Annotated in this window: 37 protein-coding genes and 1 pseudogene; 33 read left to right on the forward strand and 5 right to left on the reverse strand. The window is 40.4% G+C overall.

Annotated features, from left to right (window positions below; all coding sequences use genetic code 11):
• The 10 genes from ssb to ABID39_RS07935 all read left to right on the forward strand — a co-directional run.
• Nucleotides 1-330: single-stranded DNA-binding protein (gene ssb, locus ABID39_RS06530; RefSeq protein WP_354187184.1), on the forward strand; the 330-nt coding region annotated here is incomplete at its 5' end.
• A gap of 15 nt (nt 331-345) precedes the next feature.
• Nucleotides 346-684, forward strand: coding sequence for a hypothetical protein (locus ABID39_RS06535; protein ID WP_354187186.1), 339 nt, complete (start codon nt 346-348; stop codon nt 682-684).
• Nucleotides 671-1,216 (forward strand): hypothetical protein, encoded by a 546-nt coding sequence (locus tag ABID39_RS06540; protein WP_354187188.1) that lies wholly within the window; start codon nt 671-673, stop codon nt 1,214-1,216. The genes ABID39_RS06535 and ABID39_RS06540 overlap by 14 nt, the downstream gene beginning before the upstream one ends.
• Nucleotides 1,217-1,268: 52 nt before the next feature.
• Entirely contained in the window at nt 1,269-1,526 is a 258-nt protein-coding gene (locus ABID39_RS06545; RefSeq protein ID WP_354187190.1) for an AbrB/MazE/SpoVT family DNA-binding domain-containing protein, read from the forward strand.
• Nucleotides 1,523-1,849 (forward strand): type II toxin-antitoxin system PemK/MazF family toxin, encoded by a 327-nt coding sequence (locus tag ABID39_RS06550; protein ID WP_354187192.1) that lies wholly within the window; start codon nt 1,523-1,525, stop codon nt 1,847-1,849. The genes ABID39_RS06545 and ABID39_RS06550 overlap by 4 nt, the downstream gene beginning before the upstream one ends.
• Before the next feature lie 233 nt (nt 1,850-2,082).
• Complete coding sequence (gene relB, locus ABID39_RS06555; protein ID WP_354187194.1) at nt 2,083-2,310, forward strand: type II toxin-antitoxin system RelB family antitoxin; 228 nt, start codon at nt 2,083-2,085, stop codon at nt 2,308-2,310.
• Nucleotides 2,311-2,703: 393 nt separating this feature from the next.
• On the forward strand, nt 2,704-3,021 hold the full coding sequence (locus ABID39_RS06560) for a hypothetical protein (RefSeq protein ID WP_354187196.1): 318 nt from the start codon (nt 2,704-2,706) through the stop codon (nt 3,019-3,021).
• 3 nt (nt 3,022-3,024) lie between these two features.
• Nucleotides 3,025-3,546, forward strand: coding sequence for a phage antirepressor KilAC domain-containing protein (locus ABID39_RS06565; RefSeq protein WP_354187198.1), 522 nt, complete (start codon nt 3,025-3,027; stop codon nt 3,544-3,546).
• Entirely contained in the window at nt 3,543-3,734 is a 192-nt protein-coding gene (locus ABID39_RS07930; RefSeq protein WP_435521309.1) for an antA/AntB antirepressor family protein, read from the forward strand. The genes ABID39_RS06565 and ABID39_RS07930 overlap by 4 nt, the downstream gene beginning before the upstream one ends.
• 1 nt (nt 3,735) lies before the next feature.
• Entirely contained in the window at nt 3,736-3,888 is a 153-nt protein-coding gene (locus ABID39_RS07935) for a hypothetical protein (protein ID WP_435521310.1), read from the forward strand.
• Nucleotides 3,889-3,950: 62 nt separating this feature from the next.
• Here the strand turns inward: ABID39_RS07935 and ABID39_RS06575 are convergent, their stop codons facing one another.
• Nucleotides 3,951-4,997 (reverse strand): Fic family protein, encoded by a 1,047-nt coding sequence (locus ABID39_RS06575; protein ID WP_354187200.1) that lies wholly within the window; start codon nt 4,995-4,997, stop codon nt 3,951-3,953.
• A gap of 94 nt (nt 4,998-5,091) precedes the next feature.
• On the opposite strand from ABID39_RS06575, the gene ABID39_RS06580 reads away from it, so the two are divergent.
• From ABID39_RS06580 to ABID39_RS06615, 8 genes are all read left to right on the forward strand, one after another.
• The gene (locus tag ABID39_RS06580) at nt 5,092-5,673 is read left to right on the forward strand and encodes a hypothetical protein (RefSeq protein WP_354187202.1); all 582 of its coding nucleotides are present in this window, start codon (nt 5,092-5,094) and stop codon (nt 5,671-5,673) included.
• A complete protein-coding gene (locus tag ABID39_RS06585) occupies nt 5,666-7,597 on the forward strand; it encodes a phage terminase large subunit family protein (RefSeq protein WP_354187204.1) in 1,932 nt (643 codons plus the stop codon). Before ABID39_RS06580 ends, ABID39_RS06585 begins: the two co-directional genes overlap by 8 nt.
• 3 nt (nt 7,598-7,600) lie before the next feature.
• Entirely contained in the window at nt 7,601-7,849 is a 249-nt protein-coding gene (locus ABID39_RS06590) for a phage head-tail joining protein (RefSeq protein WP_354187206.1), read from the forward strand.
• Nucleotides 7,849-9,396 (forward strand): phage portal protein, encoded by a 1,548-nt coding sequence (locus tag ABID39_RS06595; protein WP_354187208.1) that lies wholly within the window; start codon nt 7,849-7,851, stop codon nt 9,394-9,396. Before ABID39_RS06590 ends, ABID39_RS06595 begins: the two co-directional genes overlap by 1 nt.
• The gene (locus ABID39_RS06600) at nt 9,386-10,459 is read left to right on the forward strand and encodes a S49 family peptidase (protein WP_354187210.1); all 1,074 of its coding nucleotides are present in this window, start codon (nt 9,386-9,388) and stop codon (nt 10,457-10,459) included. Before ABID39_RS06595 ends, ABID39_RS06600 begins: the two co-directional genes overlap by 11 nt.
• A gap of 259 nt (nt 10,460-10,718) precedes the next feature.
• Entirely contained in the window at nt 10,719-11,087 is a 369-nt protein-coding gene (locus ABID39_RS06605; protein WP_354187212.1) for a head decoration protein, read from the forward strand.
• A 12-nt stretch (nt 11,088-11,099) separates the two neighbouring features.
• On the forward strand, nt 11,100-12,167 hold the full coding sequence (locus ABID39_RS06610; protein ID WP_354187214.1) for a major capsid protein: 1,068 nt from the start codon (nt 11,100-11,102) through the stop codon (nt 12,165-12,167).
• Between the two features lies 1 nt (nt 12,168).
• Nucleotides 12,169-12,525: a head-tail joining protein gene (locus tag ABID39_RS06615; RefSeq protein ID WP_354187216.1), complete on the forward strand. Its 357-nt coding sequence runs from the start codon at nt 12,169-12,171 to the stop codon at nt 12,523-12,525.
• 27 nt (nt 12,526-12,552) lie between these two features.
• On the opposite strand, the gene ABID39_RS06620 is transcribed toward ABID39_RS06615, so the two are convergent.
• The gene (locus ABID39_RS06620) at nt 12,553-13,623 is read right to left on the reverse strand and encodes a hypothetical protein (RefSeq protein WP_354187218.1); all 1,071 of its coding nucleotides are present in this window, start codon (nt 13,621-13,623) and stop codon (nt 12,553-12,555) included.
• 143 nt (nt 13,624-13,766) lie between these two features.
• Here ABID39_RS06620 and ABID39_RS06625 point away from each other — a divergent pair, with 143 nt between their 5' ends.
• The 3 genes from ABID39_RS06625 to ABID39_RS06635 are packed head-to-tail and all read left to right on the forward strand — an operon-like array spanning nt 13,767 to nt 15,031.
• Nucleotides 13,767-13,982: a hypothetical protein gene (locus ABID39_RS06625; protein ID WP_354187220.1), complete on the forward strand. Its 216-nt coding sequence runs from the start codon at nt 13,767-13,769 to the stop codon at nt 13,980-13,982.
• 27 nt (nt 13,983-14,009) lie between these two features.
• Nucleotides 14,010-14,756, forward strand: coding sequence for an antA/AntB antirepressor family protein (locus ABID39_RS06630; protein WP_354187222.1), 747 nt, complete (start codon nt 14,010-14,012; stop codon nt 14,754-14,756).
• Nucleotides 14,753-15,031 (forward strand): hypothetical protein, encoded by a 279-nt coding sequence (locus ABID39_RS06635; RefSeq protein WP_354187224.1) that lies wholly within the window; start codon nt 14,753-14,755, stop codon nt 15,029-15,031. Before ABID39_RS06630 ends, ABID39_RS06635 begins: the two co-directional genes overlap by 4 nt.
• A gap of 44 nt (nt 15,032-15,075) precedes the next feature.
• On the opposite strand, the gene ABID39_RS06640 is transcribed toward ABID39_RS06635, so the two are convergent.
• Nucleotides 15,076-15,372 carry a HigA family addiction module antitoxin gene (locus ABID39_RS06640; protein WP_004861504.1) on the reverse strand — a complete coding sequence of 99 codons (297 nt, stop codon included), beginning with the start codon at nt 15,370-15,372 and terminating at the stop codon, nt 15,076-15,078.
• 16 nt (nt 15,373-15,388) lie between these two features.
• Nucleotides 15,389-15,703, reverse strand: coding sequence for a type II toxin-antitoxin system RelE/ParE family toxin (locus ABID39_RS06645; protein ID WP_354187227.1), 315 nt, complete (start codon nt 15,701-15,703; stop codon nt 15,389-15,391).
• A 52-nt stretch (nt 15,704-15,755) separates the two neighbouring features.
• Here ABID39_RS06645 and ABID39_RS06650 point away from each other — a divergent pair, with 52 nt between their 5' ends.
• From ABID39_RS06650 to ABID39_RS06695, 10 genes are all read left to right on the forward strand, one after another.
• A complete protein-coding gene (locus tag ABID39_RS06650) occupies nt 15,756-16,298 on the forward strand; it encodes a hypothetical protein (RefSeq protein WP_354187229.1) in 543 nt (180 codons plus the stop codon).
• Complete coding sequence (locus ABID39_RS06655) at nt 16,279-16,920, forward strand: phage baseplate assembly protein V (RefSeq protein ID WP_354187231.1); 642 nt, start codon at nt 16,279-16,281, stop codon at nt 16,918-16,920. The genes ABID39_RS06650 and ABID39_RS06655 overlap by 20 nt, the downstream gene beginning before the upstream one ends.
• The gene (locus ABID39_RS06660; RefSeq protein WP_354187233.1) at nt 16,917-17,258 is read left to right on the forward strand and encodes a GPW/gp25 family protein; all 342 of its coding nucleotides are present in this window, start codon (nt 16,917-16,919) and stop codon (nt 17,256-17,258) included. Before ABID39_RS06655 ends, ABID39_RS06660 begins: the two co-directional genes overlap by 4 nt.
• Nucleotides 17,255-18,082: a baseplate J/gp47 family protein gene (locus tag ABID39_RS06665; protein ID WP_354187235.1), complete on the forward strand. Its 828-nt coding sequence runs from the start codon at nt 17,255-17,257 to the stop codon at nt 18,080-18,082. The genes ABID39_RS06660 and ABID39_RS06665 overlap by 4 nt, the downstream gene beginning before the upstream one ends.
• A complete protein-coding gene (locus ABID39_RS06670; protein ID WP_354187237.1) occupies nt 18,082-19,188 on the forward strand; it encodes a phage tail protein in 1,107 nt (368 codons plus the stop codon). The genes ABID39_RS06665 and ABID39_RS06670 overlap by 1 nt, the downstream gene beginning before the upstream one ends.
• A gap of 1 nt (nt 19,189) precedes the next feature.
• Nucleotides 19,190-22,351 (forward strand): DUF4815 domain-containing protein, encoded by a 3,162-nt coding sequence (locus ABID39_RS06675; protein ID WP_354187239.1) that lies wholly within the window; start codon nt 19,190-19,192, stop codon nt 22,349-22,351.
• A 13-nt stretch (nt 22,352-22,364) separates the two neighbouring features.
• Entirely contained in the window at nt 22,365-23,513 is a 1,149-nt protein-coding gene (locus tag ABID39_RS06680) for a Bgr_08870 family protein (RefSeq protein ID WP_354187241.1), read from the forward strand.
• Between the two features lie 9 nt (nt 23,514-23,522).
• Nucleotides 23,523-23,765: a hypothetical protein gene (locus ABID39_RS06685; RefSeq protein ID WP_354187243.1), complete on the forward strand. Its 243-nt coding sequence runs from the start codon at nt 23,523-23,525 to the stop codon at nt 23,763-23,765.
• 91 nt (nt 23,766-23,856) lie between these two features.
• On the forward strand, nt 23,857-24,135 hold the full coding sequence (locus ABID39_RS06690) for a type II toxin-antitoxin system RelE/ParE family toxin (RefSeq protein ID WP_354187245.1): 279 nt from the start codon (nt 23,857-23,859) through the stop codon (nt 24,133-24,135).
• A gap of 10 nt (nt 24,136-24,145) precedes the next feature.
• Nucleotides 24,146-24,484: a HigA family addiction module antitoxin gene (locus tag ABID39_RS06695; protein ID WP_354187247.1), complete on the forward strand. Its 339-nt coding sequence runs from the start codon at nt 24,146-24,148 to the stop codon at nt 24,482-24,484.
• A 57-nt stretch (nt 24,485-24,541) separates the two neighbouring features.
• Here the strand turns inward: ABID39_RS06695 and ABID39_RS06700 are convergent.
• A pseudogene (locus tag ABID39_RS06700) lies at nt 24,542-24,844 on the reverse strand (phage antirepressor Ant); the annotation flags it as partial.
• On the opposite strand from ABID39_RS06700, the gene ABID39_RS06705 reads away from it, so the two are divergent.
• Complete coding sequence (locus tag ABID39_RS06705) at nt 24,822-26,072, forward strand: phage tail sheath subtilisin-like domain-containing protein (RefSeq protein ID WP_354187249.1); 1,251 nt, start codon at nt 24,822-24,824, stop codon at nt 26,070-26,072. The pseudogene ABID39_RS06700 and the gene ABID39_RS06705 sit on opposite strands and share 23 nt — an antisense overlap.
• Nucleotides 26,072-26,578: a phage major tail tube protein gene (locus ABID39_RS06710; protein ID WP_354187251.1), complete on the forward strand. Its 507-nt coding sequence runs from the start codon at nt 26,072-26,074 to the stop codon at nt 26,576-26,578. Before ABID39_RS06705 ends, ABID39_RS06710 begins: the two co-directional genes overlap by 1 nt.
• Nucleotides 26,579-26,728: the final 150 nt, after the last annotated feature.

Here is a 26,728-nt window from a genome sequence, read left to right on the forward strand (position 1 = left end):
ACAGACAAGGCTACCAATCAAAAAGTAGACAAAACAGAATGGCATTCGGTTGTGGTCTTTAATCCGCATCTAGCAAAAATAGCTCTTCAGTATCTCAGTAAAGGTTCAAAGGTTTATGTAGAGGGAAAATTACAAACCCGTAAATGGCAAGATAAGAACGGTCATGATCGATATTCAACAGAGATTGTGTTGCCACAATTCAAAGGCGACTTAAAGCTGTTAGATAGCAAAAATGATGATGATCAAGAGCAGTCATCTTCTAATGATAGAAACTTTCATAGACCTCTTAATACGCCCCATACCGTTATGAATGATGCTATTCCTTTTTAAACAGAAGGTGTTTAAATGTCTGATAAGCCGCCGCTCCATACCTTTAGTGCAATCTGTAAATCCAAGCCAGTTTATAACTATACTATTACAGAGCACGAAATAAAATCATTACAACATAATGCTCTCATTGAGAGAGGCTGTGATCTATTGGCAGGCTTTCTAGTTGGAGTACTGATATTTGTCTCCGTATGGATAATAAATAATGATGATGATTGGAAAAAAATACCAGCCCTTGGGATATCAGTAGTGTTGCTGTTATTTGTAGTGATTTTGGGTGGAGAAACACGGTCAAACTCAGAGGAAATTTGGGAAAACGTTAAACAGGTATCTGAGGTTATTTGTGAAAAAAAATAAAAAGAAGAGAGGGCGTCCACGGATTAAAGGACGTGTCAGAGAACCAAATGGTCGCATCTCAAGAGCAAAAACACTGCGTGAACCTGTGGATCAATTGGCGATTGAAATGCGTGCAAAGCGCTTTGGTTTAACACTACAAGATGCAAAAAATCCGCTCGCTGGTACCTACATAGGGCGGCTTTATTTGAAAGGTATAATAACACAAGAGCAATATGGCGCTGCGCAACAATATATTGAAGTGAAAAACAATTACCTTTGTGCAAAAGGATTGCTTGGTGCTGTTTATGATGAAATACCTATAACTTCTAATGACGATGCAAGAGAGAAATGGGTACAGATAGCAACAGAGCAGTTTATCAACATGCAAGAGGCACTAAAAGAAGCACAGTGTCTCTATGGACAGTATAACCTTTCTGCAGCATTACAGTACCTCGTTATAGAAGATCAAATGCTACCTCATCTTGTACCTTCACTACGAGTTGCTCTAAATGTGCTTCTTAAATATTTTACACAAAAGCATACAAGCTATTGAATTATGGGCTTTAGAATGTTATATTTTTATATAATATTAGAGAGGGCGTTTTATGCACACAACAAAATTACGTAAAGTTGGAGGATCCGTGATGCTTTCTATACCGCCTGCATTGCTTGATATTCTTCACTTGACTGAAAATACCGAAGTTGGTTTGGTTATTGATAATGGTTGTCTTGTCGTAGGACCATCAGTTCAGCCGCGATACACAATGGCTGAGTTATTAGCTGCCTCCGATTATTCGCAACCACAATCACCTGAAGACCGTGAGTGGGTTGATTCCTCTGCTGTAGGGGGCGAGCTTATATGAGGCGTGGTGACATCTATATGGTAGATTTGGAACCAATCCAAGGACGAGAGCAGCGTGGGTATCGTCCTGTTGTCATTGTTTCTCCTGATGATTTTAATCAAGCAACAGGTTTACCAGTTATTTTGCCAATCACAAGCGGTGGAAATTTTGTTCGCCGTATTGGATTTGCAGTGCTGCTTACGGGTACAAGAACTAGGGGGGTCATTCGTTGCGATCAGCCTCGTGTTCTCGATTTGGTGGTGCGCAATGGGCGTAAAGTAGAAAGTTTGCCAACAGCTATTATGAATGAGGTATTGGCGAAGGTTGTGACAATCTTTAGTTAACCAATCATATGTATGTAGGATCCAGTCTTTCAGATCAGATATCTTAAGAAAATCAAATGCTACCTCATCTTGTGAGTTCACTACGAATTGCTCTAAATGTCTCCAAAAAATATTTTGATAGAAAAACTAAATGGTAAATACTTTATGTAATTTTTTGCAATATGACGTGAAACATTTTTCTGTACAGTTTGTTGTATTTGTATTACAGTGAATACAAAGATAAGGATTGCGTTATGACGATATCTATTCGGTTGCCAAGTGATCTCGAAACACGTTTGAATAATTTAGCTGTTAAGACAGGACGTACAAAGTCTTTTTATTTGCGTGAGATTATTGAACGAGGAATAGAGGAAGCGGAGGATTATTATTTAGCTTCACAGGTAAGAGAACGCGTTCGAAGAGGAGAGACTACTTTTTATAGTTCTGAAGAGGTGAGGAGAGAGCTTGGCGTGGACGATTAGATATGAAAAAACGCTCTCAGTTTTTTTAAGAAAATGCTTAATAAATATTTTGATCGTTAGAGAATTGTCCAAATAAATTTGATCAATGCTATATCCGTATAGCAATAAAAATTAATACTCCTAAAAGTATTTATAGGATAAAAATAAAAAAAACATAATATCATGATTTTTTTTGTTGACAGAATATGAAAAATAGTATTTAATGACAGCACGGCACTAGTCGTGTTGTATCTAAAATCCAAAAATATCCCCAAAAATTCAGTAGAATATCAAGCTTTTAATGTGGCTTAAAAGCCCGGTTTTCCGCGTAAAACTGGCTGTTTTGTTTTTTCAGATAAAAAAATGATTAATTGACCAATGATGTCATTAAATGACGTCTTAAAAGGAGCTATAATGAAAGCTGTCATTACTAAGCCAATGTGTGTTGTTGGCGATAACAAGAATATTATTCGTTTTGAAACTTCAACACCAAATAATCCATTTGTTGAGATTTCCAATCAAGTCTATGCGCGTCTCAAACGCGCCAATGCTGCAAAACCTTTTGTTGACGTTACAACAACAAAACCTGACAAGGCAGTTGAACAAATTAAGCAGGTAGAAAAAGAACTCGATCAAATACCATCTGAACCAGTGATAGAGGAAACCTCACTCGAAAAACCAAAAGAATATAAAGCTTCCAAAACGTCAACACAAACCTCAAAAAAAGCTTAGAAGTTGAAGTTAATTATCCATCAAAAATGGTATCTTCAACAAGTGAAGGATACCTTCACTAATCTTCAAGCACCACGCCTTAATTGGGCTTTGCGTAATGCTCTAAATATCACAGCAAAACAAGTTAAACGCTTTACTGAAACGCAAGTTTCCGAAGTTACCTCAGCTAAATCAAAGCGTGTTAAGAAAGGTGTTTATATTAAAGAAAAGGCAACAGCAAAGTTTCTTGAGACAGATATCATTGGTTCAGGAACACCGATCCCTCTTAAATTTTTTCAAGCAAAAGAAACAAAACGCGGTGTGACTTACAAAATGTTTGGAAAAAGTGAAATCTTACCTCATGCCTTTATCAAGGGAGGGGCGCCTCTGTTACCTTATCAGGACAAAATAAAGAAAAGCTTTATGGATTGCCCTGCTATCACTATCCAAAGACCGGATGGTACAGAGAAGGTGCTGCCTTCAACGAAAATCACCTCTAGAGGATTGGCATGTTTGAGAGAGCAAATTCACGGAGGTGTACAATGAATACACTTATAGAAATTAAAGAACAGATCATTGATCAGGAAACTTTTCAAACTGTTAATGCACGTGATTTACATACGTTTTTGGCAATAAGAAAACGTTTTGCTACTTGGATTACGAATCGCATTGATCAGTATGCATTTGAAGAGGGAAAGGACTATATTTTAACGCTTCCCAAAAGACTGGGATAAAATGTCTCCTACTAAAAAGGCTGTTTATATTTATGGACCTCTTCACATGCATCTTGTGAAAGCCTTTACATTAATAGAAGAGAGCAAACAGTATAAAACACTCATTGAAGAAGCAAAACAGGTTTTAGAAAGATCTGTCGTAAAAGTAGCTTAAACTTAAAACATGATTCCCTCCCTGTTCTCAAAAATGGGGAGGTGCTTTAAAGGCAATAAAAATTAAGGTAAGCTATACCAAGTTGATCGCCCACCACCATGACGTATCAAAAGACCTTTTTCAACTAATGATGTAAAGGTTACTTTAAGTGTATTGGGACTTGCACCAACTTCACGCACCATATCACGGGTTGTAACACGTCCGTGATTACGCACATAATCAAGGATATTAAGAGCCAATTCAGATAAGGAAAAAAGAGCATTTTTTTCACTCTCTATTTTTATTTCTAATTGGCGTTTTTGTTTTTGTAGAGCACGTAAAAAAAAGAATATCCAAGGTTCCCAATTGGGTGTTTTAGTATAAATTGTTTTTTGAGTCTGATTTAAAGCTAAGTAATAGCTTTCTTTATTATTTTCAATAACACTTTCAAGTGATGAATATGGTACATAAACATAACCTTTTTGTAATAAAAGTAAGGTAGTTAAGATACGGCTTAAACGTCCGTTTCCATCTTGAAAAGGATGAATAGCTAAAAAAGTGACATTAAAAATAGCAATCGTAAGTAAAGGGTGAAGATCTTTTAATTCACTAGTCTTATTGAACCAAGTAATAAGCTCTTGCATTCGATACGGTGTATCAAATGGTGTAGCTGTTTCAAAAACGATACCAACCATTTTTCCTTGAGAATTAAAAGCTGCTACATCATTACGTGAGGTCTTATATTCACCTCGATGTCGTTCATCTTTATTACTATAGCATAAAAGATCACGATGAAGTTGTTTGATATGATTTTCTGTAATGGGAATATCACTCCAAGATTGAAAAATTGTTTCCATAACCTTGGCATAACCGATAACTTCTTGTTCATCACGACTCTTAAAACGTTTAATCTCTAAATTTGCTAAAAGCTGTTCAATCTCACGGTCTGTTAATTTGCTTCCTTCAATACGTGTGGAAGATCCAATACTTTCAACAGTAGCAATATGACGAAGAGCATTTAATCGCTCAGGAGAAAGAGTACCAAAAGCACGCCAAGTACCTTTGAACTCATCAATCTCAGTAATGAGAGCCAACAATTCTTGTGTAATTTGGAGTGTATCTGTTTGCATACCGGAATATATACCCGATTATACCCGATTGTCAATTATTTGTAACGTCGTAAATTCTTACTTCTTAGGACAGAGAAGAAAGCAAGGAGCAACAATGAATAGGAAGGGGCGTCAAGGTCTATCGCTTCGAGCCTTTGCGAAAAAGATGCATGTTTCACCTAATGCGGTTGTTTCTCGATTTAAGACAGGGAAGTTTGATGCTGCTCTTTTTGAAGATGGTTCTGTTAATGAAGCCGTTGCAACAGCTATCTGGAATGAGAATCCCACGAAACGACCAGCTCCATTTTTAGCACCTGATGGGCAAGCTCGGACAAAGATCAAACAAGTTTCTATAGAAGGAGCCAACGAATACAAGATAAAACTGGAGCGAATGCAAGTTGCTCTTGAAAGCGAGAAGATTGCTCTTGAACGCTTGCGGAATACTACTGTTGATCGCGAGGAAATGAAAAAAGCGGCACGTGAGTTTGGCAGAGCACACCGTGATGCTATGTTAAATTTTCCTCATCGTTTTGGTGCAAGTATTGCCGCACAAGTTGGATGCGATGCTGCTAGCCTTATAGGTGCTATTGATTATTACATGAGAACAGCTTTGCTTGAGGCAGTTAATATTCCAGTGCCTTTTCATGAATCACATTTTTCAGAGTTAGAGAAGTTACAAGAAACGAATAATGTATGAAAATGCAGTTGAAGAATTTTTTGCTAATGCCAATGACGCGCGACAACCTGACCCACCATATACTGTTTCTCAGTGGTCAGATAAGAATAGATACCTTAGCACCGTAGCCAGCTCTGAGCCCGGTCTTTGGAGGACGACGCGCACTCCTTATTTGCGCGAAATCATGGATAATCTTTCTTCTTACGAGCCTATCGAAACAACAATTGTCATGAAAGGAGCTCAAGTTGGAATGTCAGAAGCAGGATTGAACTTCTGCGGTTATGCTATTCATTACAGTCCAGGACCTGCGCTTTATGTCATGCCAACCGTTGATACAGCGAAGAAATTGTCAAAGACGCGTCTTGATCCAATGATTGTAGCAAGTCCTGCTTTAAGTGAACGCATTGCTCCTGCGCGTGCACGCGATAGTGGCAATACAATGTTTTCGAAAGAGTTTGCTGGTGGAGCATTGATGCTTACAGGAGCTAATAGTGCTGCTGGTTTGCGCTCTATGCCTATTCGTTATCTGATTTTAGATGAGGTTGATGCCTATCCTCTCAGTGTTGATAACGAAGGTGATCCAGTGACGATAGCCGAGAAGCGTACCTCGACCTTTGTGCAGAGAAAGATTTTTAAATTGTCCACACCGACCCACCGTGACACAAGCCGTATTGCTAAGGATTTTGTACTTGGTGATCAAAGATATTACAATGTTCCTTGTGATGGGTGCGGTGTTTTACAGCCAATTGTTTGGTCACAAATTAAATGGCCAAAAGGCGCCCCTGAAAAGGCTGTTTTTGTTTGTGCTCATTGTGGTCATGAACACGCTGAACACCGAAAAACGGATTTAATGTGTGAGGAAAGTGGCGCATGTTGGGTAGCTACGAGTGAGTCGAGTAGACCGAATTTGCGTTCTTACCATATTTCGGCGCTCTATTCTCCTTGGCTTACTTGGGGGGAGTGCGCGCGAGAGTTTTTAAATGCTAAGGATGATCCAGCACTTCTGCAGCCTTTTGTGAATACAGTTCTTGGAGAACCGTGGGAGGATAGAAGCGGTGAAGTTATTGATACAGATAGCCTCTATGCAAAACGTGAAGATTATCCTATTGCACCACCACAAGCCGTGTTGCTGACAGCTGGTATTGATGTTCAAAATGACCGATTAGAGCTTGAGGTTGTAGGGTGGGGGCGCGGTGAAGAAAGCTGGAATATTGATTATCATATAATTCCTGGTGATCCGTCTTCTTTTGAAGTGTGGGATCAGTTGGATGAATATCTTGCAAGACGCTGGGAGCATGGGGGCTACAAAGATGGCATCAGGATAACAGCTGCTTGTATTAATACTGGTGGCGGACACACACAATCGGTTTACAATTATGTGCGTCCTCGTGAAGGAAGGCGTATCTGGGGTATTAAAGGACAAGCGGGGTGGCGTGCGGTATGGCCAAGCCGTCCAAGCAGAAACAATAAGGGACAGATTAATCTCTATATTGTTGGTGTTGATGCAGCGAAGGATATTATCACGGCACGGTTTAAAAAGTCAGGACCTGAAGCATCAGGTGCCGGTGCAACGCACTTTCACAAGAACCTTGATCGAGAATATTTTGATCAACTGACCGCAGAAAGAAAAGTCATCAAATATTTTAAAGGCTTTAAGCGGATTGAATGGCAAAAAAGTGAAAAGGCAAGAAATGAAGCCTTGGATTGTAGGGTCTATGCTTACGCTGCTTTACAAGGTTTAATTTCGTCTGGAATAAACCTTGATCGAGAAGTCGATATCTTAGAAGAGCGTTTGGAAAAACTTAGAATTGCTGAAAGCTCTTTGGAAGAAAAAACACCTAGGATTTCTTCACTTACTTCTCCGAGAAGATCTCAGACAGCACAACCTCAAAGAAAACAATCTAGAACGGTGATGAACCCTTATATGCGAGGGGATTGGAGGTGATTTGTGGATAAAACTTTAGAGCAATTTAACAGTAAAGTTGAGAGACTTGAAAGTTTAAAAAAGCGGCGCGAGCAAATTGAGGAAGCTCTTTATTCTGGAGCACAATCGGTACGCCATGGCGATAAGCAAGTAAGCAATCGCTCTGTTGAGGATCTTCGCAAAGCTCTTGAGATGCTGAATAGAGAAATAGCAGATCTCGAAGGGCGTAAGTGTTCGCAGATCTTTTATTTGAATATATCACGAGGCTATTAATGGCTGGTTTTATCAATAAAATCAAAGACTTTTTTAAAAGTCCTGATTATCATAGTCCTCATTTTGAAGCTGCAAGTAAAAGCCGTCGAATGGGTGGTTTTGATCCTGCAAAAAAACATATCAATAAAGCGATTGAAGAATGTGGCGATACCATTGTTGCACGTTCAAGATGGCTTTATGACAATGAAGCTCTTTACGGTTCTGCGACTGAAGAATGGGTTTCCGCAACTGTGAGCGATGGGATTAAACCTTATCCTCGGATTGAAGGTTTTCAAGAAGAGAAGAAAAAGATTTTAGATTTATGGTGGCAATGGGTTGACGAGGCGGATTATGATGAAGATGCCAATTTTTATGGACTTCAAGCAACCATTGCACGAGAAGTTTTTTTGACTGGTGAATGCTTTGTAAGAATGCATTATGTCGACCTTTATGGACGTTCTGGTGTTCCTCTTCAATTGCAAGTTTATCCTACTGAAATGCTCGATCTTACCTACAATGGACCAGCTGAGATTGAAGGCAATTACATTCGGATGGGTATAGAGTTTAATTCGAGTGGCAAGCGTGTTGCTTATCATTTTTGGCAATATCACCCCTATGATGACTGCCCTTCAAATGTAGACTTTAGCAGCCAAGAACGTGTGCGCGTACCTGCTGAAATGGTCATTCATATCAAAGAGCGTCGTATTGCCGGACAATTGCGCGGTTCTCCTAAAATAACACGCAGTATGACAAAGATCTTTCAACTCGAATCCTATGATGATGCGGAGCTTGATCGAAAAAGGACGGCGGCTCTTTTCGCGGTGTTTATTAAGGACAATTCACCAAACGTCGAAAAATTATCCGATAATCGTGATAAAAACAACGTTGAAGAAGAATACAAAGCGCCTGTCATTGCGCCCGGTGCATCTCTTTATTTAGGAGAGAATAAAGAGGTTACATTCTCAAATCCTGTTGAGGTTGGTGGCTCTTATGAGGCTTTTCAATTTCGCAATATCTTGAAAATTTGTGCAGCACTCAATATGCCTTATGCCGTTGTTACTGGAGACGTTACGCGCGGCAATTTTTCCAATGTGCGAACCTCCATCATTCAGTTTAGACGGCACGTCAAACAATGGCGTGAACATGTCATTGCCTTTCAGTTTAACCGCGTTGTTTGGGAGCGCTTTGTTGAAATGGCAGTTCTCGCTGGCTGCTTGAATTTACCGAGATGGGAAGAAAATTCTTTGCAATGGATTCAATGTGAAAGCTTTGCACCACCTCTTGAAATGATTGATCCTATTAAAGATATCTCAGCGGAAAAAGAAGAAATACGTGCTGGTTTGAAAACACGACGTATGGCTCTTGCTGAACGTGGCTTTGATATTGATAGTATTCATGCTGAACTTGAGGAAGAGAACAATGATGCTCGTGCGCGAGGCTTATCTTTTGATACTAACTATGCGGTAGCCCCATCTGTTGCCAATCAAGTGATCGATTCTGAAGATTCAGATTCTTCTGACGATGACACAAGCGACCAAGGTGGCAAGGAGCGCGCAAATGGCGAATAATCTTGATATGCCGTTTTTGGCATCACGGCTTTTTGGTGTTCCTCATATGCTTGCTTCCACAAAGCTTGATGTTATTCTCAATGCACTTGCACCACGTATTTTTGCTGGAGAAAAGTTTCCCATAGGTTCTTTTTCGCAGAGAGAGGCAGAGTCTTTTAGACCCCCCGAAACTTATGTGGTGCAAAATAATGTTGCTATCCTACCGGTTCATGGCACGCTTGTTCGTCGTGGTGCATGGATTGGAGCTTTGTCTGGTCTCACTTCTTATGAAGGCTTGGCAGCTTCTTTTCGTGAAGCCATTGCACAACCTGATGTTCATGCTGTCTTGCTCGATATTGACAGCGGTGGAGGAGAAGCTGGTGGTGTATTTGATTTGGTTGAAGAATTTCAAACTCTCTCAAAACAATACGCCAAGCCTATTTGGGCGCATGCCAATGAGTTTGCTTGTTCTGCAGCTTATGCCATTGCTTGTTCTGCTTCTCAAATTTGGATTGCACGCACAGGTGTTGTTGGTTCGATAGGGGTCGTTTGCGCTCATCTTGACCAATCACGTGCAGATGAAAAACACGGACTTAAATGGACCTTTGTTTTTGAAGGTGATCACAAAGTTCATGGCAATTCTCATGAGCCGTTAGCTGATACAGCACAGATAAAAATGCAAGCCGATTGCGCTCTACTCTACGAAATGTTTGTTGATTTAGTTGCACAAAACAGATCTCTGAATGCCGCCGCAATTCGTGACACAAAAGCAGAAACTTTTATAGGCGCCCAAGCTGTCACGCTTGGATTAGCAGATGCGCAGGGAACTCTTGCGCAGTCTTTGGAAGCCTTAACGGATTCCATATCACAAACTTCAATATCAACAAAAGAAGGAGAAAACACATGGCACGCACAAGATACCGCGCCGAAGAAAATGAAGATGAAAAGATTGTCGACATCATCAATGAAGACGAAGAAGATGAAGACGAAAGCGACATTGACGCAGACACGGAAGACACCGAAGACTTCGATGATGAAGAGGAAGGTGAAGATGAGGACACCGAAGACAAGCAGGAAAGCGTAAAAGCTGCTCTTGAAAAGGAAAGAATACGTGCTGGAGCACTGACAAACCTTGAAAAGCAAGCAAAGCGTTTAGGCGTTTCTTTTGATGCAGCAAAAGCAATTAAAAGCGGCATGAAAGTTGAGAAAGCAAAAAATATTGTTTTAGCAGCAGCAGCTTCAAAAAGTTCATCTTTAAAATTATCACCCACGGTTCCTCACAGTGATGGAACGAGCAGGGCAAAAATCAATGCAAAATGGGAAAAAGCTTGGAGGGCAATAAAGTGAGCAATATTATTTATGACGACGTGCGCAATGGCGCCTATCTAGGTCCGTACGATAGGGATATGTCAAACGAAGAAGTGGTTTTTGCATCAGGAGCATTCATTGAAGCAGGAACTGTCATGGGGAAAATTACAGAATCAGAAAAATATACCCCCCTTAATCCAGCGGCATCGGATGGCAGTCAAATTCCTGCTGGTATTTCTTTTGCTACTGTTGATGCGACACAGGCAGATCAACGTGCCGTGATTACTGCACGCTTATGCACTGTAAAAGCTTCTGAACTGCTATGGTCAGATGCTATCACAGATGAGCAGAAGAAGGCAGCTATTCAGTCTTTAGAAGACAATAACAAGATTCTATTGCGATAGGAGAATATGCACATGGATATGAATTTTTTTAAACACGATGCTTTCTCATCAATCACCATGATGAAAGCTATTGAAAACTATGAATTTCAACCAGGTCTCATTAGTTCTCTTGATCTTTTTGAGGAAGTTGAAACAAGCACCACAGTGGTTGGTATTGAGAGACGTGACAATACATTGACATTGATTCAGATCAGTGAACGCGGGGCACCTTTAGCAGAAGGTGATAGAGATGGGCGTCTTCGGTTTTTCAAAACAACACGGATTGCCAAAGGTGATACGGTGAAATCAGAAGAAATCCAAGACCGGCGTGAATTTGGAACGGAAGATCAGTTAGAGACGGCAATGAAATATATTGCTAGAAAACAAAAGAAACTGATTTCTGAAATCGAATTGATATGGGAGAATATGCAGCTTGGTGCTATTCAAGGTGTTGTTCTTGATGCGGATGGCTCTGTTATTGTCGATTGGTACAAGGAATGGGAAATTACACCACCAAAACCGATTGACTTCAAACTGAATGATGAAACAACCAATGTTGCTGATCATGTTGATCAAGTCATTATGAAGATGATTGAAGCTTCAAAAGGAGCATTTTCTGATCGTTCACGCATTATTGGGCTTTGTGGCAATGAATTCTTTTCCAAATTGAAAAACCATAAAACAATTCGGGAAACCTATTTAAACACAGCTCTAATACAGACACTTAATAGCGCAGGAGGTGTTACAACACCAAGTGCTATTGGTTCGGGCAGCTTTGGTAGTTTTGATTTTGCTGGCGTCACTTTTATTAATTATCGCAGCATTCACAACTATAATGTAAGTGCGAAGGCTGGAACAAAGCGCGCTATAGGCATTAAGCCTGATGAATGTCAATTCTTTCCTGCGAATGCCTCGGGCGTATTCCAAAAAACCTTTTCTCCTGGCGAAAACTTGGATTTTGCCAACACGGTTGGAAAGCCCCTTTATACTACGCTCATCGTTGATCGCGATAATAATGCATGGGTTGAGGTATACAGCTATCCGCTTTACATTTGCACGCGCCCTGAAATGCTGTTTAAAGCAGTGATTGGAGCGAAATAACATGCGATGGCATGGGCTGCTAAACCAAATGGTTAAGGAGGTGCGGAATACTTTTGGGCAGCCCATTATCTACACACGAAAGGATAATCAACAATCGTTTCGGGTTACAGCGATTTACGGCATTAAGCATTCAGAATCGGAAGCTGGTGGCAGAATTTCAACGACGATACCAAGAAAGGAACTTGATCTTTGTATCAATGATATCGGGGGAATACCACCAAAACCTCAAGATAGTATTGTGGTCCTCTCTCCTGAAAACAACAAAGCCCCCTCTCAAGAGCACTTTGTTGTCACAGATGTCCAAGCCTCTGAATCCGGTATGTATAAGCTTATCTTGCGAGAACAGAAACAACAATGAAGCATCTTTATTTGGTGTGTTTAAAAATCAATAAGGGCGCCCAAGAGCTCTAACCACTGCAGCAAATCCGGGAGTAGCAGTAAATTCGTAATTCCATGGTACACCGGTACGGCGACTGATTTGGCATCCTTGATATGTTATAGCTACTGATGCAATTCGTGTCCAAGTGGTTCGTTCATTCTTTTCAGGGCTTTCAAACACAATAGCCTGATTTGTTACCAAAAGACGTCCATCCCACTTGTTCTTTCTACCATCAATGAATCTAGTATTTTCTTGAACTCCCAACAGTTTTTCATTGCGTGCTAAGCGATAATCATACTCACTTGCATCAAGTTCTTGAAACATTTCACATGCTTCAGAAAAATCAAAGGGAGGGATATCTGGTTGTAACATCGCAACTTCTTGTTCAAAGCTTTTTTCCTTTTTTGTTTCATGATAAACAATGAGAATACAAATTAAAACAATAAGAAAAGGCACTAATAACCACGGTGAAATACTTATTATTGCTAAAATTCCTCCAATCAATAGAGCACAAAGGAGAAAGATCTTTATCCCCTTTTCGAGTTGTTCCTTTTTAAATGCTGGCGACGTTTTATTAACGATCGAGAAATCAGAAGAAGAATGAGGGGGCGATACTGAGACTTGTTCTGGAACTTTATTTTCAGAAAGTTTTTTGCGTTTATCTTTCCAATAAGCAAAAATCGACAACGCAAAAAACGCAATGAAGATTAACCAAAACCATCCCCAAAAGCCTAATCCATCATCTTTGTCTGGTTTGTTAACTTGAGTGGGGGTAACTTGCTTATCGGTATTCTCAGATGATGCCTGAGTCATGCTTTCGTTTTGAGTAGCAACATCTATTGACGAAGTCGAGGAGGAGGTAACAATTTCATTATTGTGTGTAATTTGATTTGGTTTGTTTTTGTGTACAAAACCACCTACTATCGCAGAACCGAGAAATAATAGAACTCCAATACCAAGAGTTTTCAGTCCGTTTTTCCGCCATTTCTTTATGCATACTAAAACGAGTCCGACAATCATCACTGGCAATGATAACAAGCACGTGATCATTGCAATTGTATCAAGGGTATCCAGCATTACCATCCCCTCCGCTATAAACAAAAAAGTAAAGTGGAAATTTAAAGTGAGTCGACAAATAAAGTAAAGACGTACTTATATAATTTAGAAAAAAGTGATGTTATTGCTTGACATTATGATAGGAGTATGAATAATCGAATCAGGTGCCTAAGAAACACCTTAAAACAACAAGCGGATTGGTTGCCGAAATAATCATTCTTCCGCACATTGTAAAGGCTTTGACTCATTATATGCGTATGGCGTATACTGGTCTTGTCGGGTGTGGTTATGCCATAAAATACCCTTTCGGGGGAAAGCATAACGACGGGCTTGTTGCCGTGTTTCTTAGCACCCGGCACTCTTTAATTGAGTGTCATTAAGAAACATCTATCAACAAGGAATTCATTATGAATACTCTTATAGAAATTAGAGAACAGGTTATTGATCAGGAAACTGTTCAAACTGTTAACGCACGTGATTTACATACGTTTTTAGAAATAAAAGCTCGCTTTAATGATTGGATTAAAAATCGCATTAAAGAATGTAAATTTCAGGAAAATATAAACTTTATAACGCTTACTAAAAATTTAGTAAGCGGTGGAAAGGTAAAAGAATACCACATTGCGTTAGACATGGCTAAACATCTTTCGATGATAGAGCGTAATGATAAAGGGCATGAAGCACGTCAATACTTTATCAAATGCGAACGGCTTTTGAAACAAGTAGCAACCCCACAGATAGCTGCATCACAAGTCGACTACTCCAAACCGGAAGCATTGCTTGGTGTCTTGAATCACTTACAAAGCCAAATAGAGCAAAAGGATAACACCATTGCTAAATTAGCACCAAAAGCAGAAGCTTTGGAAGGTTTAAAACGCTCTGATGGTTTGTTCGGTTTGATAGAAGCAGCAAAGATGTTAGAGGTACGACCAAAAGATTTAACCGATTATTTGCGTAAACATGACTGGGTGTATCGACGTGCTCCAGGGGCGCCTCTGTTACCTTATCAAGACAAAATTAAGAAAGGATTCATGGATTGCCCTGCTATTACCATTCAAAGACCAGATGGTACAGAAAAGGTGCTGCCTTCAACGAAAATCACATCCAGAGGATTGGCTTGTTTGAGAGAACAAATCCATGGAGGTGTGCAATGAAGGTAGATACTAACTTCTTATGCGATTTATGGATAGCGTTGTTTCAGTTTGTAAATTGTGAATATGTAGATGACAAAAATTGTAGTGCTCTGGTTGACATCATGGGTGTGGTGGAAAAAGCTTTGATTTTAAAACTTCAAGATGAAGTGCCAAATATTACAAAGATTCTTGCAGTTCTTACAGGTTTTGGAACTTCAGAACTACCGCATAGCATGAATCCGTTATTGCAAGCTTATACTCCTACTTTGGAAAGTCCTATTGTAAAAGCTGCTTAGCTTAAAAACATAATTCCCCTCCCCGTTCTTAAAATGGGGAGGTATTAAACCCTACATTCAAATTTATTGATTTTGGCAAATTCGTCTGCTTTTTCAGTTTGTAATATACTAACGTCATAAGCAGCTTGCATGTTAAGCCAAAATTCAGCAGTAGTATCAAAAAAATAGGCTAATCTGAGAGCAGTATCGGGAGTCACTGGACTATTTTCAGCAACAATACGTTCTATTCTCGTGCGTGGAACATTTAATGCTTTTGCAAGAGCATAAGCAGAGAGAGCATATTCTTTTAAATATTCCTCTCGTAAAATTTCTCCGGGATGAATAGCAATATAATTTTTCATCTCGACCTCCTACAGATCAATGATAATCTACGATTTCAACTTCATAGGCGCCATTAGAGCGCCATTCAAAACAAATACGAAACTGGTCATTAATACGAATAGAATATTGACCTTTCCGTTCTCCTTTCAATGCTTCTAAACGATTTCCTGGGGGACTGCGCAAATCTTTGAGATCAACCGCTTTATCGAGCATAAACAATTTTCTTTGGGCTATACGCACTAGAGTGGTGGGAAAGCCTTTGGGCGGATTGCCTTCTAAAAGATCTTTACATCGCTTATCCGCAAAAGATTCAATCACCAAATCACCTTTATTCGTTCTTTTACGTATCATAACACGATACCAATATAAAGAAAAGGATAAATGCTAAATAACAGGAACACTCATGCATCCGCGAGAAACGATAAGAGCAACATTTGTTGCGTTGATGAAAGCAGCAAAGACGGTTGCTGGTGATAATGTTTTCAATATGCGTGATTTCAACTTTTTTCCTGAGAATACGCCGGCAATTAATATCTCAACGCAAAATGAAACGATTAAAGATGGATATGATTATGGAGTAAGGCGGCGCGTATTAACAGTAGATATTGAGTGCTATGCGACATGCGAAGATGGAGCGCGTTTTGTAGACCAATTAGCATGGGAAGTTGAGGAGATTTTCTATGCCAATCCTAATCTTAACAACACTGTTGAGACATGCAACCTGCAAAATATTGCTTTTGCCTTTGGTGATAATGGTGTTTTGGCACTTCATGGTGCAATTTTAACCTTTGAAGTCATTTATAACACCAATATTCCAAACGAAGAGGACTGTGCTGCAGCAAGGCTTGTTGAACCTTTTTTAGCTTTTGAACCAAAAACAGGTGCGAGCAACAAAGATAAATATCATAAAGTCGTTGGTGGAACACATGTTAGAGCTTCGCGATAAAGAACTTACAGATCTAAAGAGACGTGTGGCCAATATGGTTGTGGTTGGAAAGATTAGCCATGTTGACCATAAAAACGCGCGTTATCGGATAAAAAGTGGCAATCTTATCAGTGACTGGATTCCGGATACACAAGCTCGTGCTGGTAAAACATGCTCTTATGAAGGACGTGATGTTGGAGAGCAAGTTGTCGTTATCTCGTCCTCGGGAGATTTGTCACAAGGAGTGATTGTTGGCTCTATTCATACAGATGCTAATCAAGCAGCTGATAAGGGCAGCATTCACCGCATTATCTACCCCGATGGAACAACACTTGAATATGATGATGAACAAAACACTTATGGAATTCACATTAAATCAGGCGGAAAGTTTATTCTGACAATCTCTGATGGTGTATCACTAAAAGGGGAGGGTGGTAGGCTAGAGGTTACAGCCCCTGATGGCATCAAGGTTGTTTCTGAAAGTGATCTGAGTTTAAGCGCAGATGGGAGCATTTCTTTGAAGGCTGGTGGTGGCATTTCACTTCATTCAAGTGGGTTAACCCATAATGGCACCAATGTAGGAGCAACGCATGTTCATGGCGGTGTTTATTCTGGTGGATCGATGACAGGAGGTGCTAAGTGAACAGTGGAATGGATCGCACTACGGGACAGCCTCTATCCGGTATTGATCATTTACGGCAGTCAATCCTTGACATTTTGTCAACACGGATTGGTTCGCGTGTTATGCGTCGTGATTATGGTTCACGCGTTGTTGATATCATTGATGCCCCTGTTAATGATGCCTTTGCCGTTACTCTTTACGCCGCCATTGCTGAATCTTTAGATAAATGGGAACCGCGTTTTAAATTGAAAAAGATTGATTTTCAAATGCCTGAAGTTGGGAAAGTTTCTCTCTCTTTTGAAGGTATTTATTTGCCATCAGGTAAGCCCATTATCATGGAAGGATTACTGATAAAATGAATAGAGTGCTTGCAAAACCGGAAATCATCACAGAGATTTCTTTTGAGGAAATCCGTGCAGCAGCTCTTGCCCATTTAAAAGAGCTTTTGCCTGAGTATACATTTTTAGAAAGCGATCCAGCAGTAAAAGTCATAGAAGCTTTTAGCTATCGAGAACTTCTTTTAAGGCAACGAATTAACGAGGCAATCCGTAACAACATTCTTGATTTTGCAATTGGAGAATCTCTAAACGCTTTGGGAAATTGGCATGGTCTTCAACGCATGGAAGGTGAAAGTGACGAGAGATATCGTGAACGCATTCAGCTTCATACTCGTAGTGGAAAAGGGAGTGGAACGGAACCGTATTACAAGCTTATAGCTTTATCGGCAGATAGCCGTGTTAAGGATGCAATTATTTACCGTAAAGGCAAAGCTCCCACCATTTATGTTGCTCTTTTTGGCAATAACGAAGATGGAACAGCATCGGAAGATCTCATACAAACAGTTTCACAGGCTCTTCACAGAAAAAATATCATCATGACCAATGATACAATTATTGTTCACGCTGCTGTCAAAAAAGTCATAGATTTGGAGGCAGATGTTTGGTTGCTTCCCGAAACGTCATTGAAAATTCTCACACAAATGGAAGCAAATTTAAGAGCAGCGTGGAAACAAGAACAAGCCATTGGTCGTGAATTAAGCTTATCGTGGTGGGTTTCAAGGTTGATGGTATCTGGTGTTCAGAAAGTCATAGCTATTACACCATCACAAGACAGTACGGTTTATGATGAAGAAGTTTTAGCACTTGGGAAAATCACCTTAAATTTCAAAGGACGTGCACGCTAATGGTTGGCTCGCTACTTCCAACAAATGCAACAAAATTTGAAAAATGTCTTGCCAATGCTTGCGATTTTCATCAAGACATTGATGATTCTATTTTGGGAATTTCACGTGCTAAGCTGATTACACGTCCACCACGTTTTTTGCCGTGGTTAATTGAAGAGTACGGTCTTGGAGAGCTTACACCTTATGTCCCAAACCTCTATGATTTGATTAATCAAGGTCGTGTGTGGCAAAATACTCGCGGCTCTCTTTCTGCTATTGAGTTGGGGCTCGAATGGCTCCAAATGACAGCACGTTTTACGCCTGCATGGACAGAACGTGCATGGTGGAATTCCTTTCAACTCTACTTTGATCAGTTGCCTGAACAAACACAGCTTGAAGCTGTTGAAGCGATTACAGATCTTTCCAAAAGTTTGCGTTCTGATTTTCGTCGTGGTGTCATGGGCTACGACGTTGGAGCAGCCGAAGGCAATATGTCGCAGCTTGATGACAGTATGCTGGAGTATGAAAGCGGTGTGCGCATAACAGCTGGGAATACTTTATTTTCCTTTGGGCGCACTACAGAGATTAATCATGTTCTCACAGAAGAAGAAGGCAAGCTTATTGGTAATTGGATTGAGAATGTGAATGAAGAATTGTCTTGGGAAGAGATTGATTATCCATGGGAGTTGGCAAACTTTCCATGGTGTTCTGTCAAAAAGCACGAGCGTGATATGTTGATGGCAAAGTGGTTTTGCAACCGCACACTTTATCTCGTGTTAAGAGATTTCGAAAATGCTGTGATTGGCTATCGAAGATGTAATACGATACAGCCTGTCGAACAGGCTTTAGATGGTGTTTATAGCCATTCTGGTAATCGAATTCAGTTATCCATGATGGGGACGGCATTGTTTCTATCAGCACGCACAGACTTTCACAATGTTGACGGTGTCAAAGCCGCTTCTGTTTCTATTCTTGTTCATGCTTTTCCCAAACAAGATGTCCCGATCGGCAAGCTATGGCTTGGAGCTCATGAACTGGAAGGTGGGGTGGAGATCATCAAAACGTCTGTCAATATTCCTTTGCGTGCTGATGTTCGTGAACAATTCAAGATTTTATTGAGGTTTTAAGATGAAGCATGAAAGTGGTTTACCCTTTGCAATTGATAGATCAGTTGGCAAAGAGGAACAACAAAGCGTTGTATTTTATGGGACGCGTCCTTTTATTCAAAGTGGTGAACTGAATGAGATGCAAACCATTATTCGAGGACGTCATGACCGTTTGGGACGCCTTGTTGCTAAAGAAGGTGACCGCGTTGAACGTGCTGATGCTTTTGTTCATAAAGAGCATCAAAGCGTTGTTTTAACTGATGGTAAGATTTATATTGCAGGGGATATTTTTCCAGTTTCAAAAGCTGTTCTCAAGAATGTTTCCATGGTTGGGCGTATTGAAATTGGTGTGAAGCTTCAAAAAAAGTGGATAACACATGAGGATGATCCGGAGCTTTTGGGACAAATTCCGGGCACTTTGGCAGAAGGAGAGCCAGGCGGTGCACGTGAGGTAGCAAAGCTTGTTTGGGCGCTAAAAGATGATGGGCAGAGTGGTATTTTCTTTCCCGTTTATATCTTGCAAGATGGTGTTCTTATTGATCAAAAATCTCCTTCCTTGTTTGAACCAGCGATGCAAGCCATTGCCACTTACGATCGTGCTCATGGACATTATATCGTCAATGGTTGCCGCGTGACAGCTTTGGGACAAAATAACGGTTGTCAGGTGTTTAGCATTCAGGAAGGAGAAGCCAATATCAATGGCTTTAAACGCAAACGTCTTGCTGCTTGGAGACATGAAGAACCAGAGGATTTTTCTAAAAGTACAGTTCCTAGCGAAACGCATATTTTTTCACCCAAAAACGATGAAGCAAGTTTTAGCTTTAAAACCTATTATGCTCCTATTGCTGAGATAAAATCGCTTTTGCTTACAAAGGAAAAAACTGCCACGATAACTCGTGGTGCCGTTGCATCAGGACGTGATGGTCTTCCCGATAAGAGTATCACCTCTTTTATTAAAGTTGTTCAAGGCGATAAGGAATTTCAAGAAGGCAAGGATTTTAAAAAAACCGGAGATACCATTGACTGGGCACCCGTGGGAGATGAACCTGTTGTAGGGAGCGCCTATAAGGTAACTTATCGTTATCGAGCACAAATTTCCGCCGATAAGGTAACAGCACAAGAAATCACTGTATCGGGTGGAGTGCAAGATGGTGATATCATTCTTAGTTATACTTACAAATTGCCTCGTATCGATCGTATTGGTCTCAATACACATGGCAATGCAGTCTATATCAAAGGAATTTCGGCAGATCATCCTGTAGCACCTAGCGTTCCTGAAGATGTTTTGTCACTTGCAACTATTAGCAATAATTGGCTTGAAATACCTTATGTTGTTAATGATGGCACGCGTGTTGCTCCTTATGATGAGATGTGGCGCTATTTTCAGCGGGTGCTTTCTCTTGACCGGTTGATGCAGTTAGAACGGATTAAAAGCAATGTTGATTCAAAAGAACCTGTTGCCAAAAAAGGCATGTTTGTCGATCCTTTTATTGATGATTCTTACAGAGATGAAGGTTTTTCACAAACAGGGGCTGTAGGGAATGGTGTTTTGCAGCTTGCTATTGATCCAACATTTTATACAGCTCCTTTAAAAGCACCTGTCACGCTTGATTGGACAAATGAAGTGATTATTGCGCAAGAATTGACAACAGCTTGTGAAAGAATCAATCCTTATCAAAATTTTGTATCTTTGCCTGGCACGGTTACACTGACACCCGCGACAGATTTTTGGCATGAGCAGCGTACCAGTTGGCTATCAGGTGTGACTAATCAATTGAATATGGGTTTTTCTTCGAATATGGGGCGGATCATTGGCAACAGTGTTCGTAAAAAGGAAGTCAATGATGAACTCATCAGCGCGTCTCAAGAACAAATTGATTTTCTAAGACAAATTGCGCTTAGTTTTAAAATTGTAGGTTTTGCCAAAGGAGAAATCTTAGAAAGCCTTACTTTTGATGGTGTCAGTGTCTTACCAAAGAGTCAGCTTGTTGCAGATAACAAAGGTGTCCTTGAAGGCACTTTTACAATTCCTAAAAACATTCCTGCAGGCACAAAAAACATTGTAGCACGAGGCAAAGGCGGCACAGTTGCAACAGGTCTTTTTACAGGACAAGGTGTGATTGATGTAAAAGTCATGCGGCGTACCACAACGGTAAAGATATGGACACAAGTTGATCCGCAAGCACAAGTCTTTACTCCTGATGAAACACGTCAAATAACAGGCATTGACTTTCATCTTTGTAAAATTGGCGATCCTGCCAACAATCTCGTGATTGATTTGGTCACCACTGAAAACGGCTATCCTACTGCCGATATTCAAGCACAAAGCTTTTATTCTATGAAAGAGGCAAAAACCGGATGGGCGAAAGCGCGCTATGATGTGCCATTGTTAGTTTCTGATGACCGTCTTACGGCTTTTGTTGTCAAAACAGATGATGCTAATCATTCACTTTCACTGGCAAAGCTTGGAGATTTTGATAAGGAAAAGCAAAGAGTTGTTTCAAGTCATCCTTATGTGACTGGACCACGCTTTTCTTCTGTCAATGCGCAAACATGGACCGCCCACCAAGATGAGGCTTTAGCATTTCGGGTGCTCGCTGCACGCTATGCACAGACACAAAAGGTCATCGATTTAGGCAGTTTTGATCTTGTTGATTGCTCTGATTTGCAAGTACGCGCAGCCATTGAATTGCCTTCGAGTGAGTGTTCTGTCATCTTTGAAATTGAACGTAACAATGGTACAATTTACCAGCTCTTGCCGTTTCAATTGCTAAGTCTTACCGAATATATCAGTGAAAAGGTTCATCTTCGTGCTATTCTCAAAGGCACAGAGAAACTCTCACCCGTTTTATTTGCTCCTGTGCAATTGGTTGGAGGAAAAATCCATCAAACAGCAACCTATATCACTCGTGCTTTTCCTTTTGGGGAAAAGGCGCGTCTGACCAGCTATATTAAAACATTTTTGCCAGGTGGATCCACTTTCTCACTAGAGATGCAACTGGATGATGGCTGTTTTACCCCTCTTAAATTAGAGGAAACAGAACAACTTACGGATCCACTTTGGGTGGAGAAAAAATTTGCCAGTGACGATAATGAAGCACAACAAGCGCGCTTGAAACTCACACTTACCGGAGGTCCGGCTGCACGTTCTATGGCAAGTGATTTTGGCGCTGGCATATTGTGACGGGAGAAAACAGATGGAAAAAACAAAAAATCTAAAGATGGAATTGCCCAAAGAAGGACGTTTTATGAGTTCTGAATTCCCAATCTTGCGGGAGAATTTGGGAAAAATTGATCAGGCAATAGCGGATATTGAGAAAAAAGTAGAAGGTAAAGCATCTGTACAACATAGGCATGCCATAAGTGATGTTACAGATCTTGAAGCAACTCTCAAAGATAAAATGCCAGCGGATAGAATTTTTTCATTTTCTGATTTAAGTGATGTAGATGGCACCCAAGATGCAGCTAACAATTATATTCTCTACAAAACAAGCAACAATAAATTTACTTTCGGCAGTGCGATATCATTGTTAGGTCCGCACCAACATAAAACGGAAGATATTGTAGGTTTAGACGAATTCCAAGCCAAAATTAATGAAGATCTGACAACCTATTATACGAAAAGTGAAATAGATCAATTAGTAGCTTTATTAACCAAAAAACCTATCGAAATTCTTATGAAAGAAAGCGGACCCATTCCATTTCCTGATGGTGTGAGCGATGATACAGAAGTCGAAGTATGGGCATGGGGTGGCGGTGGCGGCGGTGGAGCTGGGAGCGTAAGCAAGCAAAATAATTTTGGCGGCGGCGGTGGCGGTGGAGCTCAAAGCGTGTGTGTGAAAACAAAAGTCTCTGAGCTTAAAAAATCAACAACAGCGCAAATCGGCAGTGGCGGTAGAGGTGGTAGTGCTGGAAGTGTTAGTTATGGAGGCGGATCAACAGGGATTAAAGATATTATATGGGCATCTGGTGGAGCTGGAGGCGGTGGAGGTGCTGGAGGTGATGGCGGAACGGTTTCTGTCAGAGGAGGTAACGGTGGCAATAGTAGTTCCAATGGTCATAGCGGCATTGGAGGTTATATTTTTTATGGTGGCAATGGTGGGAATGGCGGAAGTGGCTCCGGTGGAACCTCTTTTTTTGGGGGGGCTGGAGGTGGCGGTGGAAGTGCTTATGATGGAGCAGGCAGTTATGGTGGCGAAAGCAAAGAAGGTGGTCGAGGTGGTGAAGGCGGTCAAGGGAGTGGGGCAGGTGGCGGCGGTGGCGGCGGTTATTTCCATGGAAATAATGGAGGTAAAGTTGGCGGTGGCGGCGGCAATGGTGCGATCTTGTTTAAATTTTTTATCTAGGAGTATGTCATGGAATATGCAGTTGTTGAAAATGGTATAGTAACAAATATTATTGTAGCATCAGAAGATTATGTTCACGACTCTGATGGAGAAGCGATACTTTCAAATGAAGCACAAATTGGCTGGTATTATAAAGATGGTGTGTTCTCTCCTCCTATTGTTGAAGAAAACACAAAACAGCTCTCATCATCTAAACCGGTAGAGAGAGACGCTTCTGTAGAGCCTATGGATAAACCACAAGAAAAAAGATAATCAAGTCTAGACGATAAGGTCTTCCAATAGGATATTGATAATTTTGTAAGCTATTTGTTGACATTTATGGTCTTTCATGCTATATAAAAGAATGATTAAAACGTTTAAAAGCAAAACATTGGCAGAATTATTTAAAACGGGAAATTCATCCAAGATTGATAAGAGACTTGTAAAACGTATTATGGTTCGTCTTGATCGTTTAGATTTTTCTGAAAGACCCGAAGATATGAATCTTCCAGGATTTAACTTTCATTCTTTGATTGGATATTCACCCACTCGTTACAGTGTCCACGTTAACGGACCATGGTGTATTACCTTTGAATTTGACTCATGTAATGCTTACCGTGTTGATCTTGAACAATATCACTAAGGATACAGTTATGAATGACATTCCTGCACAAAGAGATAAAAACCGCTGCCCTACTCATCCAGGAGAAGTTTTAGCAGATATTATTCCTGAAACAGGCAAAACAAAATTAGAAATTGCACAGATGCTCGGTATATCACGCCAACATCTTTATGATATCCTGAAGGCAAAAAAGCCAGTTTCTCCTGCTATTTCTGCTTGTCTTGGAAAAATGTTTGGTGATGGAGCTGCCATATGGTTACGTATGCAAGCCAATTATGATGCTTGGCATGCAGAGCGTGATATTGATGTCTCTTCTATTCCAACACTAACAGCTAGTGAAGTAGATGTGCAAATGGAACAGAGCCATTAAGAAAGGAATACATACCTCCCCACCTAAAAGATGAGGAGATAAAATCAGTTTTTAAGTTTAAGCTATTTTTGTAGTTGGACTTACTAAAACTCGCTTAGCTTCTTCAACAAGCTTTTTATAATGTTTGCTTTCATCTGCTAGCGTAAAGGCTTTCACAAGATGCATGTGAAGAGGTCCATAAATATAAACAGCCTTTTTAGTAGGAGACATTTTATCCCAGTCTTTTGGAAAATCAAAGCGTGTATCGCGGTCATAATCAACAGCTTGGCTTTTTAGTTTCTTTTCACACTCAATAAAGTAACGACGAGCTTGTCGTCCTTTCTCATTGCGTTCAACCATGGAAAGCTCTTTCGCCATATTTTCACAAGCAGCTAAACTGGATACAACAGGGAGGCGGAAAGGCACATTACCCAATGCTCTTGATCTTATTTTTAAGCAAGTTGGTGCCATTGTTGTTGTTGTGCGAGTAGAAGAAGGTAAAGATGAAAACGAAACATTAACCAATGTTTTGGGCGGTGTAAACGCAGATGGTGCTTATGAAGGGGTTCATGCTTTCATTGGAGCACAATCACTTCTTGGACAAACACCACGCATTCTGATTGCTCCAGGCTTTACACATAAACGTCCTACCGTCGTTAGTCGTATTGATGTAATAAATCAAGGCAGCGGCTATACCCAAGCAAGTGTTAAAATTGAAGGTAATGCAAAAGCAGAAGCTTCCATAAATGATGGGAAAGTAAATTATATTCACATAACTGACAATGGCACTGGTTATCAAACCGCCCCAAATGTAACAATTGATGGTGATGGAACTGGTGCGACAGCCAAAGCCATAATCAGGACAACCTCTAATCCTGTCGCAGCAGAGTTGATTGGTATAGCAGAGCGTCTACGCGCCATTGTGGTATTAGACGCACCGAACAGTACAGATGAAGCAGCTCTTGACGCGGCAAGGGACTTTAGCTCAAAGCGTGTCATCATGGTTGATCCATTTGTACAGGTGAATCATAATGGAAAAATTATAGAACAGCCCGCAAGTGCAGCCGTTGCTGGTGTCATTGCCAAAACAGATTTTACACATGGTTTTTGGCATTCTCCTTCCAATAAAGTGATCAATGGTATTGTGGGCGTAGCACGCCCGATTGATTTTTCCATTGGTGACAGATCAAGCCGCGCCAACCTTCTCAACGAGCAAAATATCACAACCATCATTCGTGAAAACGGTTATCGTCTCTGGGGCAACCGTACTGTTTCAAGCGATCCAAAATTTGCTTTTTTATCAGTGGTGAGAACTGCAGACATGATCAATGATGCCATTTTACGTGGGCATCTGTGGGCCGTCGACCGCAATATCAGAAAGACCTACATGCATGATGTGAGTGAAAGCGTCAATGCTTATTTGCGTGATTTAAAAGCACAAGGCGCCATTCTTGGTGGGAGCTGTTTTCCTGATCTAGGATTAAATACAGCAAGCGCTATTGAAGATGGAAGAGTTTATTTCAATGTTGAGTTCACACCAGCAACACCAGCAGAACATATCACTTTCCGTTCACGTATTGTGAATGATTATTTAGAGGAGATTTTTTAATGGCAATACCAGTTTTACCAAGAGTTTTAAAATATTTTAACATTTTTGTTGACGGCATTCCCTATCAAGCAAAATGTGAAAGCGTAACACTACCAAATTTAAATTTGGTAGTTGAAAGTTATCGTGCTGGCGGCATGGACTCCTCCATTGAGATTGATCTTGGTCTTGAAACTCTCACGCTTACCATGACCATTTCTGATTGCTCTCCGGAGTTAATGACACTGTTAGGACGCACTGATGTTGACATTTCATTACGAAGTTCAATGCAGGCCCAAGGCACACCTGCAGAAGGTGTTGTCATTACCATGAGAGGGCTCTGCAAAGGTTTTGAAATGGCAGAGTGGCAACCTGGAAGCAAAGCGACCTCCTCGGCGACATTTACATTGCAATACTTCAAATATGTTCAGAAAAACGTTGAAATCGTTGAGATAGATGTTCTCAATCTCATCAGGAAATTTAATGGCGTTAACCAATTAGCAGAACATAAAGAAAATATAGGATTATAAAAATGACAATACCAGCAAGCATTACATATAAATTACTCGTACCTGTTACCTTTGAAGGAATTCAACACATTGATTTATATAGATAATTTGTCGTTATTCATATTGAATTAGACCTCCGAATATAGTAAGATTTTCTCATCACAAACCCTC

Origin of the sequence: Bartonella japonica (assembly GCF_040545385.1) — a bacterium.
GTDB classification, from domain to species: domain Bacteria; phylum Pseudomonadota; class Alphaproteobacteria; order Rhizobiales; family Rhizobiaceae; genus Bartonella; species Bartonella japonica.

What these genes read in the sequence shown, in the direction of transcription:
- ABID39_RS06535 (WP_354187186.1), top strand. Translation starts at nt 346, where the DNA reads ATGTCTGATAAGCCGCCGCTCCATACCTTTAGTGCAATCTGTAAATCC.
- ABID39_RS06545 (WP_354187190.1), top strand. Translation starts at nt 1,269, where the DNA reads ATGCACACAACAAAATTACGTAAAGTTGGAGGATCCGTGATGCTTTCT.
- ABID39_RS06550 (WP_354187192.1), top strand. Translation starts at nt 1,523, where the DNA reads ATGAGGCGTGGTGACATCTATATGGTAGATTTGGAACCAATCCAAGGA.
- relB (WP_354187194.1), top strand. Translation starts at nt 2,083, where the DNA reads ATGACGATATCTATTCGGTTGCCAAGTGATCTCGAAACACGTTTGAAT.
- ABID39_RS06560 (WP_354187196.1), top strand. Translation starts at nt 2,704, where the DNA reads ATGAAAGCTGTCATTACTAAGCCAATGTGTGTTGTTGGCGATAACAAG.
- ABID39_RS07930 (WP_435521309.1), top strand. Translation starts at nt 3,543, where the DNA reads ATGAATACACTTATAGAAATTAAAGAACAGATCATTGATCAGGAAACT.
- ABID39_RS07935 (WP_435521310.1), top strand. Translation starts at nt 3,736, where the DNA reads ATGTCTCCTACTAAAAAGGCTGTTTATATTTATGGACCTCTTCACATG.
- ABID39_RS06575 (WP_354187200.1), bottom strand. Translation starts at nt 4,997, where the DNA reads ATGCAAACAGATACACTCCAAATTACACAAGAATTGTTGGCTCTCATT.
- ABID39_RS06580 (WP_354187202.1), top strand. Translation starts at nt 5,092, where the DNA reads ATGAATAGGAAGGGGCGTCAAGGTCTATCGCTTCGAGCCTTTGCGAAA.
- ABID39_RS06585 (WP_354187204.1), top strand. Translation starts at nt 5,666, where the DNA reads ATGTATGAAAATGCAGTTGAAGAATTTTTTGCTAATGCCAATGACGCG.
- ABID39_RS06595 (WP_354187208.1), top strand. Translation starts at nt 7,849, where the DNA reads ATGGCTGGTTTTATCAATAAAATCAAAGACTTTTTTAAAAGTCCTGAT.
- ABID39_RS06600 (WP_354187210.1), top strand. Translation starts at nt 9,386, where the DNA reads ATGGCGAATAATCTTGATATGCCGTTTTTGGCATCACGGCTTTTTGGT.
- ABID39_RS06610 (WP_354187214.1), top strand. Translation starts at nt 11,100, where the DNA reads ATGGATATGAATTTTTTTAAACACGATGCTTTCTCATCAATCACCATG.
- ABID39_RS06615 (WP_354187216.1), top strand. Translation starts at nt 12,169, where the DNA reads ATGCGATGGCATGGGCTGCTAAACCAAATGGTTAAGGAGGTGCGGAAT.
- ABID39_RS06620 (WP_354187218.1), bottom strand. Translation starts at nt 13,623, where the DNA reads ATGCTGGATACCCTTGATACAATTGCAATGATCACGTGCTTGTTATCA.
- ABID39_RS06630 (WP_354187222.1), top strand. Translation starts at nt 14,010, where the DNA reads ATGAATACTCTTATAGAAATTAGAGAACAGGTTATTGATCAGGAAACT.
- ABID39_RS06635 (WP_354187224.1), top strand. Translation starts at nt 14,753, where the DNA reads ATGAAGGTAGATACTAACTTCTTATGCGATTTATGGATAGCGTTGTTT.
- ABID39_RS06640 (WP_004861504.1), bottom strand. Translation starts at nt 15,372, where the DNA reads ATGAAAAATTATATTGCTATTCATCCCGGAGAAATTTTACGAGAGGAA.
- ABID39_RS06645 (WP_354187227.1), bottom strand. Translation starts at nt 15,703, where the DNA reads ATGATACGTAAAAGAACGAATAAAGGTGATTTGGTGATTGAATCTTTT.
- ABID39_RS06650 (WP_354187229.1), top strand. Translation starts at nt 15,756, where the DNA reads ATGCATCCGCGAGAAACGATAAGAGCAACATTTGTTGCGTTGATGAAA.
- ABID39_RS06655 (WP_354187231.1), top strand. Translation starts at nt 16,279, where the DNA reads ATGTTAGAGCTTCGCGATAAAGAACTTACAGATCTAAAGAGACGTGTG.
- ABID39_RS06665 (WP_354187235.1), top strand. Translation starts at nt 17,255, where the DNA reads ATGAATAGAGTGCTTGCAAAACCGGAAATCATCACAGAGATTTCTTTT.
- ABID39_RS06670 (WP_354187237.1), top strand. Translation starts at nt 18,082, where the DNA reads ATGGTTGGCTCGCTACTTCCAACAAATGCAACAAAATTTGAAAAATGT.
- ABID39_RS06675 (WP_354187239.1), top strand. Translation starts at nt 19,190, where the DNA reads ATGAAGCATGAAAGTGGTTTACCCTTTGCAATTGATAGATCAGTTGGC.
- ABID39_RS06680 (WP_354187241.1), top strand. Translation starts at nt 22,365, where the DNA reads ATGGAAAAAACAAAAAATCTAAAGATGGAATTGCCCAAAGAAGGACGT.
- ABID39_RS06685 (WP_354187243.1), top strand. Translation starts at nt 23,523, where the DNA reads ATGGAATATGCAGTTGTTGAAAATGGTATAGTAACAAATATTATTGTA.
- ABID39_RS06690 (WP_354187245.1), top strand. Translation starts at nt 23,857, where the DNA reads ATGATTAAAACGTTTAAAAGCAAAACATTGGCAGAATTATTTAAAACG.
- ABID39_RS06695 (WP_354187247.1), top strand. Translation starts at nt 24,146, where the DNA reads ATGAATGACATTCCTGCACAAAGAGATAAAAACCGCTGCCCTACTCAT.
- ABID39_RS06705 (WP_354187249.1), top strand. Translation starts at nt 24,822, where the DNA reads ATGGAAAGCTCTTTCGCCATATTTTCACAAGCAGCTAAACTGGATACA.
- ABID39_RS06710 (WP_354187251.1), top strand. Translation starts at nt 26,072, where the DNA reads ATGGCAATACCAGTTTTACCAAGAGTTTTAAAATATTTTAACATTTTT.